This is a genomic window from Parafrankia colletiae, from assembly GCF_001854655.1.
Classification (GTDB): Bacteria; Actinomycetota; Actinomycetes; order Frankiales; family Frankiaceae; genus Parafrankia; species Parafrankia colletiae.
In genome coordinates, this window is record NZ_MBLM01000109.1 from 60810 (window position 1) to 79661 (window position 18852).

Sequence of the window (18852 nt, forward strand, 5' to 3'; positions counted from 1 at the left end):
CCCGGGACGGTATGACTCGAACTGGTTAGCCCCCACGATGGTCCCAGAACGGCCCGGACGATTTTTCGTCCACAGGCGGAGCCGCGCCGACGACCGGCGGGCGCTGCGGATCCGGTTCCCGCCGTCCTGCGTGTCCACAGTCATGCCGGGTTCCGTCCCAAGRCATTCCCCAGAACTTGGCCAGTTACCAACAGGTTGTCCACAGGGGGTGTGGATAACTTCTTGGAGCCGCCCCGTGCGCGTGCCTACTGTCGAGCCGTCCACACTGGCCATCTATCCACGAGGACCGGATAGTCCAGACGGGCGGGGGGAAATGATCTTCGAACTGGTGGCCGGGCGGCCGAGTTGACAGGCCCCATGCGTCCATCGAACATATGTTCGATGCTGGTGGTCGGGGTCTGTGCCGGTTCTGACGGCATCGCTGCTGGCGGTATCGCTACCGGCGGTGTTGCTGGCGGTGTCGGTTCTGGCGGCGGTGCGGGTGTCAGGTCCGCGGCCGTCGGCGTCGAAGGGCGGGAGGGCAGCAGGGCGTGAGCGTCGCCGACATCACCCGTGGGTCCGGAGCACCGGTCGAGTTCGACCGGACGCCGCCTCACGACCTTCCGGCTGAGCAGAGCGTCCTCGGCGGCATGCTGCTCTCCAAGGACGCGATCGCCGACGTCGTCGAGGTCCTCAACGCGGCCGACTTCTACCGGCCGGCGCACGCCACCGTGTACGAGACCATCGGAGATCTCTACGGGCGCGGCGAGCCGGCCGACGTCATCAGCGTTGCCGCCGAACTCGGCCGGCAGAACCTGTTGGAGCGGGTCGGTGGCCCCGCCTACATGCACACGCTGATCTCCAGCGTCCCCACTGCCGCGAACGCCGGGTACTACGCGCGGATCGTCGCCGAGAAGGCCGTCCTGCGCCGCCTGGCCGAGGCCGGCACCCGCATCGTGCAGCTCGCCTTCGGCCCCGCGCCCGACGTCAGTGAAGTCGTCGACCGGGCGCAGGCCGCCGTGTACGAGGTGACCGAGCGGCGTACCAGCGACGACTACACCCCGCTGGGTGAGCTGCTCAACCCCGCGCTGGAGGAGATCGAGGCCATCCAGGGCCACGACGGGGCACTCACCGGCGTGCCGACCGGCTTCACCGATCTCGACGAGCTGACCAACGGACTGCACAGCGGCCAGCTGTGGATCGTCGCGGCCCGGCCGGCGGTCGGAAAGTCCACCCTCGGGCTGGACTTCGCCCGCGCCGCGTCCATCAAGAACGGCATGACCTCGGTCATCTTCTCGCTGGAGATGAGCCGGATGGAAATCACCATGCGGCTGCTGTCCGCGGAGGCCCGGGTGTCGCTGCAGAACATCCGCACCGGCCGGCTCACCGACGACGACTGGGGGCGGCTCGCCCGGCGGATGGGTGAGGTCGCCGAGGCGCCGCTGTACATCGACGACAGCCCCAACCTGACGATGATGGAGATCCGGGCGAAGGCACGGCGCCTCAAGCAGCGCAACGACCTGCGCCTGGTCATCCTCGACTACCTGCAGCTCATGTCGTCGCCGAAGAAGGTGGAGAGCCGCCAGCAGGAGGTCAGCGAGATCTCCCGGTCGCTGAAGCTGCTGGCGAAGGAGCTGGAGGTTCCGGTCGTGGCGATCTCGCAGCTCAACCGTGCCTCCGAGCAGCGGGCCGACAAGCGGCCGCAGGTCTCCGACCTGCGCGAGTCCGGCAGCCTCGAGCAGGACGCCGATGCGGTGATCCTGCTCTACCGGGAGGACGCGGTGGAGAAGGAGTCCGCCCGGGCCGGCGAGGCCGATCTGATCATTGCGAAGCACCGCAACGGGCCGACCGGCACCGTCACCGTCGCCTTCCAGGGGCACTACTCACGTTTCGTCGACATGGCCAACTGACTGTCCACCCACCACCCACGGCGGGTCCGTGCGCCACCGGCCTGAACAGGCGTCCGGGCGGTGACAGACTGGACGCCATGACCGTTTCCGGTGTTCCCCCGCGCGACTCCGGGGTTGTCGAGGTCGCGAGGTTCGACGTGTTGCCCGGCAGCGAGGAGGCCTTCGCGGACGCCTATCTGCTCGTCCGGCACGAACTGGTCACCACGCCCGGCTGCCGGTCTGTTCGGATGACCAGGGGCGTCGAGTCGCCGTCCCGCTTCGTGCTGTTCGTCGACTGGGACAGCCTGGAGGCGCACACCGAGACGTTCCGCGGATCCGACCGGTTCACCCGGTGGCGGGCGGCGCTCTCGCCGTACTTCGCCAGCGCTCCGGCGGTGGAGCACGTGGTGGCCATCGCCGACCGTGCGGACCCGGCGGGCCCGCCGGCGACGTCGGCCTAGCCCGCACCCGGCCCGCCTGATCTGCGATGGCCACCTTCTTCGAGTACCTCGTCTTCGCGCCGCTCACCGCCGCCTTCTTCGGCTTCCTCGTGTGGCTCTTCGTCGCGATCATTCTGCGGAGGGTCGTCGAGCGGATCCGGATCAGGCCGGTCGTGTTCTTCGTGACCGGCTACGCCTTCATCGGGCTGCTGAGCATCTACCAGCTGGTCGGCTACGACGACCCGGACGTCGCGCCCCTCCTGGGCACCGTCGCCTCGCTGGTCCTCGTGCTGGCGGTCCGCAGATGGTGGCGGGGACGGCGGGGCAGCACGACGGTGGCGCGGTTCAACCGCGCATCCGGTCCGCGGGCCGGGGCGGGCTCCCTCGGTGGGCCGGCCAGCTCCGGCGGCCCCCATCCGGGGCAGCAGCCCGCGGATCCCGGCCATCCCGGGCCGGTGGAGCAGCCGGGCCAGCCTGGCCAGGCCGGCTATCCGGGCTTTCCCGGTCAGCCGGGCCACACCCCCCAACCGGGGCAGCAGGGCCGTCCCGGTCAACCCTTCGTCCCGCCCCACGGCCAGCCGGACCACCCCGGGTGGACGCCCGGCGTGCAGGGCAGCCCGTCCGCTCCCGGGCCCGGGCCCGGGCCCGGGGCCGGACGCCGGCCCGGCTATCCGCTGGCCGCTCCGCCGCCGCCTTCGTCGCCTTTCGCGCCCCCGCCGCCGCACCGGCCGCCGCCGCGGCCGCGGCCGGTGGATGAGCATCCCGAGATGCCTGGTTCGGGCACCGCTGGTCCGACCGGAGACCGCCCCGCCGCGGACTCGGCACCGGAGCCTGAACCGGACATCGACCCGACCTGGCTGGACTTCCTGGCCACCGAGTCCGGTGGGGCGAACCGTACCGACCGGCCCGAGGGGAGAACGGGGGACCAGGGGAGCGCAGGGCCTGGCGAGCCGGACGACCGGGACGATCCGGACGCCGGACCTCCCCGCGGCTGGACGCCCTGAAGGGTTCCCACCCGGCCGCCCGGCTCCAGCCGAGGTCCTGGTTCCGACCTGCTCGACGTCCAGCGCGCTTCGCGGTCCAGTGCGCCTCACAGTCCAGTGCGCTTCGCGGTCCAGTGGGATCCGCGATCGTGGTAGGGCCGATTGTCGGAGGTGAGGCGTAGCCTTTGCGGTGGCGGACCTCCGGATCCACACCTCGGATCGGGGTGCGCCCCGCGTGTGTACGCACGGACCGGTGCCCACCTGCCCAGGTCTGGCGTCCCGAGCACCTCTCCAGTGTTCCGTGCCCCGCAGTCCAGCCCAGAGGTCAAGATGCCCGCTCTGCGTTCCCGCACCACCACCCACGGCCGCAACATGGCCGGTGCCCGCGCCCTGTGGCGCGCGACCGGCATGACGGATGACGACTTCGGCAAGCCGATCGTCGCGATCGCGAACAGTTTCACGCAGTTCGTGCCGGGCCACGTCCACCTGCGTGACCTGGGAACCATCGTCGCGGACGCGATCGCCGGCTCCGGCGGTGTCGCCAAGGAGTTCAACACGATCGCGGTGGACGACGGGATCGCGATGGGCCACGGCGGCATGCTGTACTCCCTGCCGTCCCGCGAGATCATCGCCGACAGTGTCGAGTACATGGTCAACGCGCACTGCGCCGACGCCCTGGTCTGCATCTCGAACTGCGACAAGATCACCCCGGGCATGCTGCTGGCGGCGCTGCGGCTGAACATCCCCACGGTCTTCGTGTCGGGTGGGGCGATGGAGTCAGGCCAGGCCGTCATCACCGACGGGGTGGCCCACGCGCGGCTCGACCTGATCGACGCGATGACCGCCGCGGTGAACCCGGCGGTCAGCGACGAGCAGCTCGGCTCGATCGAGCGTTCGGCCTGCCCCACCTGCGGATCCTGCTCGGGGATGTTCACGGCCAACTCGATGAACTGCCTGACCGAGGCGCTCGGCCTGGCGCTGCCGGGCAACGGGTCGGCGCTGGCGACGGCGGCGGCCCGGCGCGGCCTGTTCGTCGAGGCCGGCCGCCTCGTCGTCGACCTCGCCCGGCGCTACTACGAGAAGGACGACGAGGCCGTGCTGCCGCGTTCGATCGCGACGGCGGCGGCGTTCCGCAACGCGTTCACGGTGGACGTCGCGATGGGCGGCTCCACGAACACCGTGCTGCACCTGCTGGCCGCCGCCGTCGAGGCCGGTGTGGACGTGGGCCTCGACGACATCGACCAGATCTCCCGGTCGGTGCCGTGCCTGTGCAAGGTGGCGCCGAGCTCGACCGACTACTACATGGAGGACGTCCACCGCGCCGGCGGGATCCCCGCGATCCTCGGCGAGCTCGACCGCGGCGGGAAGCTCGACCCGAACGTGCACAGTGTGCACGCGGCGAGCCTGCGCGAGTTCCTCGACCGGTGGGACATCCGCGGCGCGGACCCGTCTCCGGACGCGGTCGAGCTGTTCCACGCGGCGCCCGGCGGGGTGYGCACCATCGAACCGTTCAGCTCCACCAACCGCTGGGACAGCCTCGACACCGACGCGGAGAACGGCTGCATCCGCTCCGCCGAACACGCCTACTCGGCCGATGGTGGTCTCGCTGTGCTCCGCGGGAACCTGGCGCCGGACGGCGCCGTGGTCAAGACCGCTGGTGTCGACGAGAGCCAGTGGACGTTCCGCGGGCCGGCGGTGGTGGTCGAAAGCCAGGAGGCCGCGGTCGACGCGATCCTGAACAAGGTCGTCAAGGCCGGAGATGTGATCATCGTCCGGTACGAGGGCCCGCGCGGTGGGCCGGGCATGCAGGAGATGCTCTACCCGACGGCGTTCCTCAAGGGCCGCGGGCTGGGGCCGAAGTGCGCCCTGATCACCGACGGCCGGTTCTCCGGCGGCAGCTCGGGCCTGTCGATCGGCCACGTCTCGCCGGAGGCGGCGCACGGCGGCCCGATCGCGCTCGTCCGTGACGGAGACATCATCGAGATCGACATCCCGACCCGCCGGCTGGAGCTCCTCGTGTCCGAGGAGGAGCTCGCCGCGCGGCGGGCCGAGATCGAGGCCGGCGGCGGCTACCGGCCGGTGGGTCGGGAGCGTCCCGTGTCGGCGGCGCTGCGTGCCTACGCGGCGATGGCGACGTCCGCCTCGACCGGTGCGGCGCGTGACGTGCGGCTCATCACTGGTTGATCACCTTTGGTTACTGGATCGATCGGCTGATGTATGTGAGGGTGGGCGTTGTTCGCCCGTAGCGACGTCGGGTAGTCGTTCGATCACGATGTGATCTGTGCGGTAGCTGGCGGTCGCGGTCGGGCCCGTGGGGGCTGACCATGAGGAGATCCGCCTCGCCATGGCTCGTCACCGGCGTTCGACCCATCGTCGCCCCCCGTTTCGGGGCGCCCGTCGCCGTCCCCGCCCCCGGGCGGCCGCCGCGGCCGCGCTGCTGTCCGGGATGGTGGTGGCCGGCCTGGTCACCGGCATCACGGTGACCACCCGTCCGCAGCTCGACGACGGCCCGGCCCGCCTGGGCGCCGCCGGCATCCCCACCGGCGGGCCCCCGGCCCCCTCCGTGGGCCCGCCTGGCCGGTCCCCGGCTTCCTCCTCCGGCCGCTCCGCGGTCCCGTCCGCCGAGGTCTCCGGGCGGCCGCCATCCGCGGGCGCTGACCCTGTGGTGGGCTCCGCCTTCGGCAGCGCCGAGTCCGACAGCGCCGGGGCCGGGGCAGCCGATCGTCCCGTCGGCGAAGCCGGTTCCGCGGGGCCGGAAGCCGAACGTGGGAGCGGGCAGCCGGGTTCGGCTGGCCCACCGGCTGCCGGCCTGCGCGGCTCCAGCCCGGTCGCGCCGTCCAGGCCCGGTGCGACCGGAGGACACGCGAGAGGTGACGAGGTGAGCCTGCTGTGGTCGGACGAGTTCGACGGGCCCCGTGGGGCCGCTCCGGATCCGGGCACCTGGATCACCCAGACCGGCGCCGGCTGGGGCGACCGGGAGATGCAGTGCTACACCACGGACCAGCGGAACCTGGCGACCGACGGCCGCGGCCACCTGGTGATCACCGCGCGGCGGGAGCCGTCCTGCGGTGACGCGGAGTTCTCCTCCGGGCGGATCGAGACGCTCGGCAAGCGGACCATGCGGTACGGCTACCTGGAGGCGCGGGCGGTGCTGCCGACCGGCCAGGKTGCCTTCCCGGCGATCTGGCTGCTCGGCTCCAACATGCCGGAGGTCGACTGGCCGGCGAGCGGTGAGCTGGACGTCGTCGAGACCGTGTCCACAGCGCCCACGACCGTGCACACCAACGTCCACGGGGTGGACGAGTCCGGTGCCCACTGGCAGGCGACCTGGGGTCGCGGCGGCATGCACGACGCCGGGGTGGACCTCGCCGCCGGTTTCCACACCTACGGACTGGAGTGGACGCCGTCCGAGCTGCGGTTCACCTTCGACGGGCGGACGATCCGCACGGTCACCCGCGACGACGTGCCGGTCTGGCTGTGGGACAAGGACCACTACGTGATCCTCAACGTGGCGGTGAACCGGGGCGGCGCCCAGGCCACCACCGCCGACTACCCACAGCGGATGATCGTCGACTACGTGCGCGTCTTCTCCGCCCGCCCCTGAGGACTGTTCGCTCCGGACCTGTCCGGAGCGCAACGCGGCAGCCGGGGAACCGGGCGGGGACCGGCCGCGTCAAAGCACCGTGACGATGATGACGCTGCGCGGCGTGCGACTCGCGGCCGTCGCTCTCCCCCTGTTTCTCCCCGTGGTGGCGGCCTGTGCCGGTGGTACCACCGGGTCGGACGGCCTCCGCGGGGGCGGCCCCGCCCGCACGAGCGACCCCGGCACTGTCGTCGCGTCCGCCGTGGGCCACGCCGCGGTGCTGCGGGTGGACCTGGCCGGCGGTCTCATCACCTCGCAGATGCTGGCGGCCCGGCTGCCGGTGGTGAGCGTCTACCCGGGTGGCCAGGTGATCTCCGAGGGCCCGCAGGCGGCGATCTTCCCCGGCCCGGCGCTGCCGAACGTCCAGCTGCGGCGGATCTCGGCGGCGGACGTCCAGCGGCTCGTCGACCGCGCGGTCGCGGCCGGCGTCGGCGCCGGGCGGGACTACGGCGAGCCATCGCTCACCGATGTCTCGTCGACCCGGTTCACGGTCCGGACCCCGGAGGGCGTCGGGACGACGCAGGTGCGGGGGCTGGCCGAGGCGGACGGCACCGGACTGACCGCAGCGCAGCAGGACGCGCGACGGGACGTCCAGGATCTGCTGGACGCGCTCACCGGCCTGTCGGGCACGCTCGGCGGCGACGCCGAGCCGTACACCCCGACGGCCGTCGCCGCGATCGCCGCACCGCTGGTCAGCGACTGCCCGTCCGGTGGTGTCCAGTCGCCGGGCTTCTGCGGAGGTGGCCTCCCACGCCCTGCGGAGCGAGCCTGGCCCGGCCCGGCGCTGCCGGGCGAGCCGCTCGTCGAAGGCCACGAGGTGGGCTGTGTGACCGCCAGCGGGCCCGACACGACGGCGCTGCTGGCGGCCGCGCGTACGGCGATGAACACGACCCCGTGGACGTCCGGTGGCCGGCGCTGGACGGTCCACTTCCGACCGCTGCTCCCGGACGAGTCCGGGTGCGCTGACCTGCGCGCGGCTTCCTGAACAGCGCGTCCGTTCCGGCCCTGCCGGTCCAGCTCGGCCCCGTCGGCCGGTCCGGGGTCAGTCGGGCAGTCGGGTTCAGTCGGGGACGGCGAGGGTGACCGAGAAGTCGCGGTCCGGGTCGGTCCACTGGCAGCTGGTGGCGAGGCCGGACGCGGCGAGTTCGGCCCGCAGCCCGTCCAGGGTGAACTTGGCACTGATCTCGGTGCGCATCTGCTCGCCTTCCTCGAAGCGGGCGACCAGGTCCAGCGCCCGCACGGTGACCTCCTGGTCGCGGACGCTGCGCAGCCGCATCTCGATCCAGGAGTTCTCCGCGTTCCAGGCCGCGACATGGGCGAACCCGCGCAGGTCGAAGTCGGCGTCGAGCTCGCGGTTGATCACGGAGAGCACGTTCCGGTTGAACGCGGCGGTGACACCGGCGCTGTCGTCGTAGGCCGCGACCAGGCGTCCGGTGTCCTTGACCAGGTCGGCGCCGAGCAGCAGGGCGTCCCCGTCGCGGAGCTGGTCACGCACGGCGCGCAGGAACGCCGCGCGGGCGGCGGGCTGCAGGTTGCCGATGGTGCCGCCGAGGAAGGCGATGAGCCGCCGGTCGCCGCCCGCGGCCGGCCGGGTGCCAGGGGATGGGGATGCCGGGGATGCTCCCGCGGGCGAGCCGGGGAGGCTGCCCAGGTGGCGCTCGAAGTCACCGACCACGGCGCGGACCGCGACTCCCGGGTAGGCCCGCAGGATGTCCTCACCGGCCTGCAGCAGCGTCGCCTCGTCCACGTCGAAGGGGACGAAGCGGCGCAGCGTGCCGAGGCGGCGCAGGGCGTCGAGCAGCAGCCGGGTCTTCTCCGAGGTGCCGGAGCCGAGCTCGACGAGGGTCATGGCCGGGCAGGCGGCGGCGATCTCGTCGGCATGGGCGGTGAGCACGGCGTGCTCCCGGCGGGTCGGGTAGTACTCGGGCAGCCGGGTGATCCGGTCGAAGAGCAGGCCGCCGGTGGCGTCGTAGAACCACTTGGGGGGCAGCTCGCGGGGCTGCGAGGTCAGACCGGCGCGGACGTCGGCGGCGAGGGAGGCGTGGCGTTCCGCCGCGGCGAGGTGGCGGTCGACCGTGACGCCGGCGGGACCCTCGGTGCCGCGGGACCCTCTGGATCCGCTGCTGTCACAGGCTTTGTCGGGGTCGCCTGATCCGCCACCGGCTGCTCCGGCGAACGTGGACCCGAGGGTTTCCCGGGCGGTGGCCGGCGTCCTGGATGTCATCGTGGGTCCTCCGTCTGCCTTGTGCGACTCACGGTAGCCGACCTAGGAGGTCAAGCTACTGAGAGTGACTTTGCGTGTGTCGGCCACCAGGAGTTGCTGGTCCGGTACGTCGACCCAGCCCGGTTCGTCATCATCCGGCTCGCTTGCGACAAGAACGCCGTCCGGGTCCTCGCGGTAGCTGAGGGTGTCCCGCCAGGTCGTGGCGACGATCTGGGTACCGTCCGTGACGAGCAGGTTCAGCCGGGCGGGCGTCCCGTCGGGTTCGGCGAGGTCGCCCAGCGTGAGGACGACATCCGCGACGGCCTTGGCCAGCGGCAGCCGCGACGTGCGCTCCCAGAGCAGCGCGGCGACGACCGCCGAGTCACAGCGGGACTCCGGCACCACCACCCCGTCCGTCCGGGCCTGCAGCTCCCGCATCGCCGCGGCCGCGTGCACCCGGCCGTTGTGGCTCAACAGCAGCGTGCCGGAGGTGAACGGCGCGGTGGCCGTCTCCTCGACGGGCATGCCCACCGTCGCGCTGCGCACCGCCGCCAGGACGCAGCCGGAGCTGATCGTGCCGGCGAACGAGGCGTAGGAGGCATCCGTCCACATCGGGACGGCGCGCCGGTACCGCGCCGGTTCGGGCCGCAGCGCCGGCGCGTACCACCCGACGCCGAAGCCGTCGGCGTTGACGGTGCCGTGCCGCATCCGGCGCGGCGCCCACGACTGGCGCAGGAGGCCGGACGGGCGGTCGAGGGTCAGCTCCGCCAGCGTGCGCGGGGCCCCGAGCCAGGCCAGGTGACGGCACACAGACGGATGGCCCCTCCGGGTCAGGACGCGGGTCAGGAGGCGTCGGCGTCGCGGGCGAGCCGGAACCCGGCGAAGATCTGCCGCCGGATCGGGAAGTCCCAGTTGCGGAAGGTAGACCGGACCGCACTGGGATGAGTGGCCCAGGAGCCACCGCGCAGCACCCGGAACCGGGCCGGATCGTTGCTTCGAGGATAGAAGACCTCGCTGTACTCCCGATACGGGAACGCGGCGAAACCGGAATAAGGGGTGAATCCGCTTGCGGTCCACTCCCACACGTCCCCGATCATCTGCTCGGCTCCGCACGGGCTCGCGCCGGCCGGCCGGCTGCCCACCGGCACGGGCCTGGCCTGCCCGTGGCCCAGGTTCGCATGCTCGGACGTCGGATCGGTGTCGCCCCATGGATAGTGTCGTGAACGCCCGGTGACCGGGTCGTGTGCGCAGGCCTTCTCCCACTCGGCCTCGGTGGGCAGCCGCCGTCCCGCCCACCGGGCGTGTGCCTCGGCCTCGTACCAGCACACATGCTGCACCGGCTCGTCCAGCGGGACGGGTTCCACCCGCCCGAACCGCCGCCGGGTCCAGACGTCGCCGTCCCGCGACCAGAACAGGGGCGCGGTCAGCCCCTCCTGGCAGCGCCACGCCCAGCCCTCGGCGGACCACAGTCGCTCGTCGTCGTAGCCGCCGTCGGCGATGAAGGCCAGCTGGGCCCGGTTCGTCACCGGGAACCGGCCGATGTGGAAGGCGGGCAGGTGCACACGGTGCGCCGGCCGCTCGTTGTCGTACGCCCACGGGTCGGTGGACGTCCCCATCGTGAACGCGCCGGCCGGGACCAGCACCTCCGCGGTGTCGTCGACGACCACACCACCCGCACCCCCAGCACTGCCCGCGCGACCCGTCCCGGGGTCGTCCAGGACGGGTGGCCCGCTGCGCAGCTGCAGCGTGGCGAGCATGGTCTCGTCGTGCTGGTGCTCGTGCTGGATCACCATCCCGTACACGAGGGCGCCCGCCAGCAGCCGTTCCCGGCGATCCTGGCCGGACCCGGGGAGCAGCTGGTCGGCGTCCAGCCCGGCGAGGACGTCCAGCACCCGCGCGCGGACGTCGGCCAGGTAGCCCCGCGCCTCGGCCGGGCCGAGCAGCGGCAGCGTCGTCCGGCTCGCCCGGCTGTGCCGGAAGGCGTCATAGATGCCGTCCAGACCGGGACGCAGCTCCGGGGTGCCCGTGAGCGCGCGCAGCAGCCAGATCTCCTCGTAGTTGCCGATGTGCGCCAGGTCCCAGACCAGCGGGGACATCAGCGGCGAGTGCTGGCGCAGCAGGTCGTCCTCGGCGAGGTCGGTGTAGCCGAGCGACCGGCTGCGGGCGGCGTCGAGCTCCGCCGCGAGCGCCTCCGGGCCAGCGGAAGCGGCGGCCTCCAGGCCGGCCAACCCGGCCACCCCGTCCGCCCCGGCGGGGTCGGCCGGTCCAGCGGATCCGTCGGTCAGGGCACCGGAACGCATCGGGCAGCCTCCTCGCGCAGCAGCTCCGTCGGCCCGCGCGCCGCGAAGCGCGCGCTCAGATCGTCGGCCGGCGACCGCCGCCGCCGGGTGTAACGGTCCGCGAACGCCTCCACCGCGGCCCGCAGCTCGGGGTCACCGCCGGCCCGGCCGAGAGCCGCGACGGCGAGGTCGATGCACCGCGACGCGGCGCGGAACAGCTCCGGGTCGCGCAGCCCGCGCCGGGCCGCGGCCTCGCCCCGGCCGGCCACCGGCAGGCAGGCGGCGAGCGCGCCGCGGGCGGCGTCGGGGTCGTCGAGCAGCACCGTCGGAACGGCGACCGCCACCGGCCAGAGCCCGGACGGCTGCGCGTCCAGGTAGCGCAGCTCCAGCCAGCCGCGGGGACGAACCGGCGGAAACAGCGTCGTCGCATGCCACCCCAGGTCCTGGACGGTCGGCGGCCGCCGCACCGGCCCCGCGCCGGCCAGCCAGGCGCCGAACGTCGTCGGCCGTTCGACGGCCTGGTACCGGCCGTCGTCGTGGCCGACCATCATCAGCGTCGCGTCATGCAGGTAGCGGGCCCACAGCACGGCGAGCCGCTCCGGCCCGTCGGCGAGGTCCGTCAGGTCGGCGAGGTCGGGCAGGACCGGCCCGGTGCGGCTCGCGTCGATCCCGGCCCACACCGCCTGCCGGCCGGACTGCCAGCCGAGTCGCTGCCCCGCGCCGACCGGTGACGCCGCGAACATCGCGATCAGGACCGGCTCCAGCGCATGGGCGAGCCGGAAGCGCGCGACGATGTCCTCGTCGTCGGATCCGCCGTCCAGGTTGACCTGCACGGAGGCGGTGGAGCACATCATCGTCAGGCCCGCCTCGCCCCCGCAGGTGCGGAAGTGTCGTTCCATCGCCACGTAGCGGGCGGCGGTGGAGTGCCGGCGCGGCGGCCGCAGCGGGTCGACGCCGAACCCGGCGACGCCGAGCCCGGCCCGGGCGAGCTCCTCGCGGACGATCTGGAGGTCACCGCGCATCGCGGCCACCGCCTCGGTCATCGGCAGCGGGGGACCGGACAGCTCGAGCTGCCCGCCGGGCTCGAAGGTGAGCCGGCTGCCACCGGGCAACCGCCCCTCCGTCTCCGACCCGGTTCCGGTCCCGGTCGTGGTTCCGGTTCCGGTCGTGGCTGCGAGCGCGGCCGCCGTCTCCTCCGGCGGGACGGACCGCTGCGGGCGGGTGACGTCGACGACGAACGATTCGATCTCGATCCCGACCCGGCGCGCGCCGCCGGCATCGGCCGGTCCGCCGCCCGGTCCGCCGCCCGGTCCGCCGCCCGGTCCGGCAGCGCCGGCCGCCTGCCGCTCGGCGTGCGGGTGGGCAAGGACGTCCCGCCCGGCGACCCGGACGATGTCCTCGAACGACCGGAGCACGTCCGCGGGCGCGGAGGTGGTCTCCATGTGATCTGCCTCGTCGGTCGTCTCGGGCTGGGTGCGCGGGCCGTCGCGGCCGGCCCGGGTCGTTCGCCCGTCTACGGAAGCGCCAGGGGGCAAGCGGAGTGGCATCGAGCGGCTCCTCTCCCTGCGCCTCGGTCACAAGGAGGCGCCTATCGTGAGGGCGTTCTCCCCACAGCGACGGCCCGGCTACCCCTCGGCGGGCGGCGTCGGGACGGACTCCACCTGACACAAGGCATCACGGTGGCCGCCACTTCCCGATGGTGAGCTGTGGGTCTTCGGTGGCTCTCCCGGATGTTCCACGCTTCCGGGCTGTTGTGACTGCGAATTGGATGGAAGTGTGACCCTGATGATGGAGATTGCTGGTAGCGCCCGGTGACCGGATCGGGGCAGACTCGCTGTTACCCCCCTGCGGTCCGCCGAAGCACGGCGACGGCACCGAGCTGACAGGAGGTGGTGACTGCGGACACTCACGATCGCGTGTCGGCCGGCAGGTCGGCCATGGCCGAGTACCAGCGCCGCCGGCAGCTGTACGCCGCCGAGCGCGGTGACAGGTCGCGGCGGGTCGCTGTCACCGCGGCGGCCGCTGCCGTCGGCGCGAGCGTGCTCGCCGGGTTCCTCTGYGGTGCCGCCGGCCTGTCCGCCGGGCGGGTGGTGCAGACCGCGGTGCTCGCGGCCCTCGCCGTGCTCGGTGCGGTCGCCGTCCGGTACTACCGGGTTCCGCCGGAGATCGAGGCCTGGCGGGTGGACGCCGAGGCGGAGCGCCGCACCGCCCGCTCGCTGGACCGGCTCAGCCGGGCCGGTTACACCGTGCTGCACGACCGGCAGCTCGCCGACTCCGCCGGCAACATCGACCACCTGGTGATCGGCCCGTCCGGCGCCTGGGTGATCGAGACCGACGCCCACCGCGGCCCGCTGCGGCAGAACGTCGCCGGGGTGTGGGTGGGCAAGGTGCCGCTGCGCGCCATGCTCGGCCTCGTCACCTGGATGGGCGAGGAGGCCACCAGCCAGCTCGTGACCGAACTGCCCGCCGGGTGGCAGCTCGAGGCCCAGCCGGTCGTGGCCTTCGCCCGCACGGATGTCCCGAACGGGCTCGCGCTGGTGGACGGGGTTCTGCTGCTTCCGCTGGCCGGGATCGCTGACTACATCCTGTCGGCCGGTGTGGTCCTGCGCCCGATCGACGTCGCGCTGCTGGTGGATGTCGCCGAGCGGGTCCTGCCGGGCTACGAGGTGGCCGGGCCGCCGCCGGCCTGGCCGACCCGCTCGCGGCTGCGCGGCATGCTCCGCCGCTGACCTGTCGCCGACCCGCCGGGCGTGCGGGGCACGCAGGCGGGTCAGTGGTGTGCGCCGGCGCCGCCCGCGGGCGGCTGGCCCATCCCGTGGTAGGTCGGCGGGGGCGTCGCCTCGCCGGGGACGTGCGGGTCTCCCACCTGGATGTGGTGGAGTCCCTCCCGCACCAGCGGCGGAGCGGACCAGCGGGGGCCGGCGACGAGGTTCTCCTCGTCCTCCTCGGCGGGGTCGTGACCGTGGTCGGCGCCGTCCCGCCACGGGGCGGGGACGAGCTCCGGCGGGTCGAGCTCGCTGGGGTCGAGGTCGTCCGGCACGAGGTTGGTGTCGTCCACCTCGCCGTGCATCTTGGACCCGTTGAGCACCACCGGGATCTCCAGGTCGCCCACGACGTGCTCGACGTAGAAGGCGCGGTGCTGGATCAGCCAGAGGGCGTAGCCCGGGTCCAGCCGCGGGAGCAGGTCGGCCGCGACGTCGGTGAGGCCCAGCGCCTCCTGCGTGTCGGCGATCTGGTCGGACGCCTGCTTGTACAGGATGCGGATCGCCGTCTCGGCGAGCAGGCCCTTGGCGATCTCCACCGAGTCGGGGGACGCGGAGAGCAGGTCGGAGATGCGGTGCGCGACGATCGCGTTCGCACAGCCCCACTGCCGCGCCAGCTTCTGCTGGGCGGAGAGGCGGCGGACGAGCCCGGCGAAGCGCATCAGCCGCCAGCACTCGTCGTAGACGACGTAGCGCTGCACACCGTCCTGGCGCATCAGGGCGGCTTCCATCCAGGCCTGTGCGCAGGTCATGATCAGAGCGATCATCTCGTCGCTGCCCTGGACCCGCTCCAGGTTCAGCACGGCGATCGGCCGGTCAAAGTCCAGCGGGGACGTCGTCGGGCCGTCGAAGAGACCACCGAGAGCACCGTGGGTGAGCCGTCGCAGCGTCAGCGTCGCGTCGCGGGAGGCGTCCCGCAGCTCGGTGGCGGTCATCGGCAGCGCCGCGCAGTCCTCCTCCGTCGGGTCGGTCATCGCCTCCAGCACGTGCGGGAGCAGCGGGGTGGCCCAGCGGTCGGGCGCGGCCCCGGTGATCTGCCGGGTGACGACGTCGAGCGCCAGGTCGACGGCGGTGTGCTCGGCGGGGGTGAGTGGCACTCCCTTCGCCGTCTCGATCAGCGAGGACAGCAGCGACGAGCGGGCCCGCTTCACCTCGCGCGCCCAGTCGGCGTCCGCGATGCCCCGCGGGCGCGGCGGGGCGTCCAACGGGTTGAGGCGGGTGGAGAGGCCGGGGCCGATGTAGGTCGGTTCGCAGCCGAGCCGGCGGGCGAGCCGGGTGTACTCGCCTTTCGGGTCACAGGGGACCGCGGCCTGGTAGCCGAACGCCGACCCGCGGGAGATCAGCGTCTTGAGCAGCGCCGACTTGCGTGACCCGACGGCGCCGAACACCGCGAAGTTCGGGTTCTCGATGACCTGCTGCCGGTAGAGCTCGAAGACGTCGAAGTCGAACGAGTTGCCCGACCACACGTGCCGCCCGATGTACATGCCGGGCGCGTCGAGCCCGGAATCGACGACGAAGGGGTAGATCCCGGCGATCTGTGCCGTGGTCTCCATGTGGGCCGGCAGGCGGAGCTTGTGGTAGTTCCGGCCGGCGTACGGGCCGAGCAGCTTCGGCGGCTGGACGCCGCGCCGCAGCGCGGCCTGCGCCCGGCGCATGGCGATCTTCTCCGCGTTCGCCGCCGCGCGCTCCGCGCGCCGTGACCGACGGCTGTGGGCTGCCTGTGCCTTCGCCCGCCGCCGGCGGCTCTGCTGGCTGCCGCCCAGGTCGGCGAAGCCACTGGCCTGCCAGCCCGGTTCGGCCTCGTTGCTGGCGTCGTAGCCGTAGCCGGGGTCGTAGCCAGTCTCGTAGCCGGAGTCGTATCCCGGGTCGAAACCGGTCTGGTGGCCGGTCTCGTAGCCGGCGTCGTCGGAGTCAGCGGGCGTCACGAAACCCCCACCGCGAGCGGCAGCGCGCCGACACTGAAGCCCTGGTCCTGCTCGCCGACGAGGCGGACCATCTCCAACCGGCTGCGCGACGCCAGCGTCTCGGCCTCGCCACAGGCATCGGCGAGGGATTCCAGATCGTCCGCGGAGACGGTGACGAAGCCATGGAAGCGGAAGGCACCGAAGCCGGCGATCAGTTCCTGCTCGCGCCGTTCGACCTCGTCGGCTTCGGCGACGTCCCGCTGGGTCGTCACCTTGCCCACCTTGTCCCGCATCTGCTGCTCACCGAGGTGCGCCATGCGCCGCCGGTTCACCGCCTTCTCCGCCTTGCGGCCCGGCAGCGGCTCCACCACCAGGGAAACGGTACGCCGGCAGGTCGTCTCCATGAGCAGCGGTGCCAGGAACGCCGCCGGGGACGGGACGCGAGGCCAGCCGTTGATCCAGTAGGTGGTGTGGAAGCCGGAGTCGGTGCGGTAGTGGTCCCAGGCGTTGACCGCCCGGACCGGGCCGGCGATCGCCGGGTTGATGCCGGACGGCAGCCCCTTGAGCCCACCGGCGAGGTCGGTGCTCGCGCCGCCGCGGGCATCGATCATCTCGGTCGAGTACGGGTCATAGGTCGTGCGAATCACCGCGGCGAGCGCCCGCGGTGGCAGCCACCCCACCGTGTTGATCGTGGCGCGCGCCAGCGCCGCCTCCATCGTCCGCAGCTCGCCGAGGAGCACGGCGCACGCAGCCTCGTCCCCACCACCCGCACGCTGGATGGCCCGGCGGGCGTCCTTGGCTCGCAGCTGGAAGGACAGGTAGGTCTCATGTCGCTGCGCGACCGGCCCCGCCGCGTCGATCACCTGCTCGTAGGCCTCCGCGGCCCAGGAGTCGTCGTGATGACCCCGCACCCGCCAGTGGCGCTGCAGCTGGTCACCGGAGTCCGGCAGCGTCCGCTCCAGCCACTGGATGCGCGACAGTTTGCCGCCGCCGCCGGTCAGCCCGGCCAGCAGCTCGCCCCAGGCATCCACCCGGGCCTGCTGGTCACCGGACTCCAGCAGCGCGAACTGGCTGCCCTTCACCTGCAGGACGGCCGTGTAGGTCTGCTTCTTCACATCCTTGACCACGGCCACATACCGGCCGCCGCCCACCGGGAACGACAGGATGACCAGGCTCGACAGCGGCCCCGGCAGGGCCGTCCTGGTCATCCGGTCCTCGGTCGGCCCGAGCCGGAAGAAGCCTCCGCGGAACACCGTCTCGCCCGTCACCTTCTGCATCGTGAAGCCGAACACGATCGGCACCCACTGGTCGAGGTTACGATCCTCCACCCGGACGAACGCGACGAAGACGAACCCCGCCGCCAGCAGCAGCCACAGCGGCACGAAGATCAGCGGCGAGCGCAGCGCACCCAGGATCGACAGCATCACGCCGATCAGCAGGGCGAGCTGCGGCCAGCGCATGCCGAGGAGAACCCCGCCCCGCTCCAGGGGCCCGAAGCGATAGCTGCGTTCGGCGATCACGATCGGCTCACCCGCCGCCGGTACGCGCCGGCGGGGTGACCCGCGGCGTGGCCTGCGGCGTCACCGGCGGCCTCGCCACCGGGCCGCCGCCTCCGGACGTCCGCCCGCCACCCGAACCAGCTCCGCCGACCCGGGTCACGCCGCCACCCCCGCGGGTGGTGACGGCCTTCGCCGGGACGGACCGGGGTGCCCCGGCGGCCGCACCGACCGTGCTGCGGGCAGCCCGCACGCCGGCCGTCGCCGGCGCCTCACGCCCACCGCGGGCCGGAGCGGAACCCGGCGTGCCCGAACGGTTGGCCCTGGCACGCACCGCGCCGGCGGTACCGGCGCGCGCGGGCAGTCCGGCCGGGGCGTTCCCGCCGCGGCCCGGCCGCACAGCCGGCCGCGCGGCCGGGACCGCCGAACCACCGACCACGCCGGCATCGCCGAGCATTCCCCGGTTCCTGGTCTGCAGCCGCGAACCGATTCCGCGGAACGTGTCCCGCGAGGTCGAGCCGAGCAGTGCGCCCGCGCCATGCCCGAAAGACGCCGCGCTCCGGCGGCCCGCCGATCCGACCGCGCGCATCAGCTGAACGTCGGCGAACCCCAGCAGGTGCATGAGCATGAACGGTGAGAAGACCGCCGCGATCATCACAACGACACCACTGAGAATGCTCAGCGTCTGGTCAACCGTGGAGCCGGACGGGTCCTGGGCGATACCCGCACCCAGGGCAAAAATCGCGTAGATGACCGGCTTCGCGAAGATCAGGGCGACCAGCATCTCCGCCGCGCGCTTGATCCAGGTGCTGGTCGTCATGGTCGGCTGCCCCGCCAGATACAGCGGGATGAAAACCGCCACCACGATGATCGCGACTTTCCGGATGTACAGCACCACGAAGAGGGTGAAGGAGAAGATGGCCACCAGGAGCGACAGCACCAGGTCGAGGGCGAAATTACCCTGTTCGGGCAATGTTCTCAGCTGGGCGACGAGGTCCGCCCCCAGCTCCTTGTCGTTGCCGAAGGCCTCGGCCATGCCATCTGAGGCGGCGAGGATCATCTGCAGCAGCGTCAGGGCGATGAACGACCCGATGATCGCCGTACCGGTCGAGACCAGAGCACGCACGAACACATGCGGGTCGCCCCGCAGGGCAGCCACGGTGCAGGAACAGAGGAAGAGACCGGTCACGATCAGGATCGAGACGCCGAAGACGATGTTGTAGTTGTCGACGACATACTGGGCATTGAGATCCACAGCGGTCTTCTGCGCCGCA

Annotated in this window: 14 protein-coding genes; 7 read left to right on the forward strand and 7 right to left on the reverse strand. The window is 72.7% G+C overall.

Translation table 11 applies throughout. The annotated features are described in order from the left end of the window. The first annotated feature begins 530 nt into the window (after window positions 1–530). From dnaB to CC117_RS13360, 6 genes are all read left to right on the forward strand, one after another. On the forward strand, window positions 531–1889 hold the full coding sequence (gene dnaB, locus CC117_RS13335; protein ID WP_018636689.1) for a replicative DNA helicase: 1359 nt from the start codon (window positions 531–533) through the stop codon (window positions 1887–1889). 77 nt (window positions 1890–1966) lie between these two features. Next, window positions 1967–2329: an antibiotic biosynthesis monooxygenase family protein gene (locus CC117_RS13340; RefSeq protein ID WP_018636690.1), complete on the forward strand. Its 363-nt coding sequence runs from the start codon at window positions 1967–1969 to the stop codon at window positions 2327–2329. 26 nt (window positions 2330–2355) lie between these two features. Then, window positions 2356–3312: a hypothetical protein gene (locus tag CC117_RS13345; protein ID WP_071084049.1), complete on the forward strand. Its 957-nt coding sequence runs from the start codon at window positions 2356–2358 to the stop codon at window positions 3310–3312. 309 nt (window positions 3313–3621) lie between these two features. Further along, entirely contained in the window at window positions 3622–5475 is a 1854-nt protein-coding gene (gene ilvD, locus CC117_RS13350; RefSeq protein WP_071084174.1) for a dihydroxy-acid dehydratase, read from the forward strand. 127 nt (window positions 5476–5602) lie between these two features. Next, the gene (locus tag CC117_RS13355) at window positions 5603–6895 is read left to right on the forward strand and encodes a glycoside hydrolase family 16 protein (protein ID WP_241830070.1); all 1293 of its coding nucleotides are present in this window, start codon (window positions 5603–5605) and stop codon (window positions 6893–6895) included. An 85-nt stretch (window positions 6896–6980) separates the two neighbouring features. Then, window positions 6981–7919, forward strand: coding sequence for a cold-shock protein (locus CC117_RS13360; protein ID WP_071084176.1), 939 nt, complete (start codon window positions 6981–6983; stop codon window positions 7917–7919). 75 nt (window positions 7920–7994) lie between these two features. On the opposite strand, the gene egtD is transcribed toward CC117_RS13360, so the two are convergent. From egtD to egtA, 4 genes are read right to left on the reverse strand one after another with little or no spacing between them, the layout of a single operon-like run. Then, window positions 7995–9158 carry an L-histidine N(alpha)-methyltransferase gene (egtD, locus tag CC117_RS13365; RefSeq protein ID WP_071084052.1) on the reverse strand — a complete coding sequence of 388 codons (1164 nt, stop codon included), beginning with the start codon at window positions 9156–9158 and terminating at the stop codon, window positions 7995–7997. A 42-nt stretch (window positions 9159–9200) separates the two neighbouring features. Next, window positions 9201–9947, reverse strand: a complete 747-nt coding sequence (gene egtC, locus CC117_RS13370) for an ergothioneine biosynthesis protein EgtC (RefSeq protein WP_071084054.1) — start codon at window positions 9945–9947, stop codon at window positions 9201–9203. A gap of 32 nt (window positions 9948–9979) precedes the next feature. After that, window positions 9980–11437, reverse strand: a complete 1458-nt coding sequence (gene egtB, locus CC117_RS13375; protein ID WP_084132043.1) for an ergothioneine biosynthesis protein EgtB — start codon at window positions 11435–11437, stop codon at window positions 9980–9982. Further along, entirely contained in the window at window positions 11419–12858 is a 1440-nt protein-coding gene (egtA, locus tag CC117_RS13380; protein WP_071084055.1) for an ergothioneine biosynthesis glutamate--cysteine ligase EgtA, read from the reverse strand. The genes egtB and egtA overlap by 19 nt, the downstream gene beginning before the upstream one ends. 495 nt (window positions 12859–13353) lie before the next feature. On the opposite strand from egtA, the gene CC117_RS13385 reads away from it, so the two are divergent. Continuing rightward, window positions 13354–14145 (forward strand): nuclease-related domain-containing protein, encoded by a 792-nt coding sequence (locus tag CC117_RS13385; RefSeq protein ID WP_071084180.1) that lies wholly within the window; start codon window positions 13354–13356, stop codon window positions 14143–14145. A gap of 41 nt (window positions 14146–14186) precedes the next feature. Here CC117_RS13385 and CC117_RS13390 read toward each other — a convergent pair whose 3' ends face one another. From CC117_RS13390 to CC117_RS13400, 3 genes are read right to left on the reverse strand one after another with little or no spacing between them, the layout of a single operon-like run. Beyond that, the gene (locus CC117_RS13390) at window positions 14187–16103 is read right to left on the reverse strand and encodes a conjugal transfer protein TraC (protein WP_071084057.1); all 1917 of its coding nucleotides are present in this window, start codon (window positions 16101–16103) and stop codon (window positions 14187–14189) included. Continuing rightward, on the reverse strand, window positions 16100–17602 hold the full coding sequence (locus tag CC117_RS13395; protein ID WP_071084058.1) for an SCO6880 family protein: 1503 nt from the start codon (window positions 17600–17602) through the stop codon (window positions 16100–16102). The genes CC117_RS13390 and CC117_RS13395 overlap by 4 nt, the downstream gene beginning before the upstream one ends. A 7-nt stretch (window positions 17603–17609) precedes the next feature. After that, on the reverse strand, window positions 17610–18833 hold the full coding sequence (locus tag CC117_RS13400) for a hypothetical protein (RefSeq protein WP_456320345.1): 1224 nt from the start codon (window positions 18831–18833) through the stop codon (window positions 17610–17612). Window positions 18834–18852: the final 19 nt, after the last annotated feature.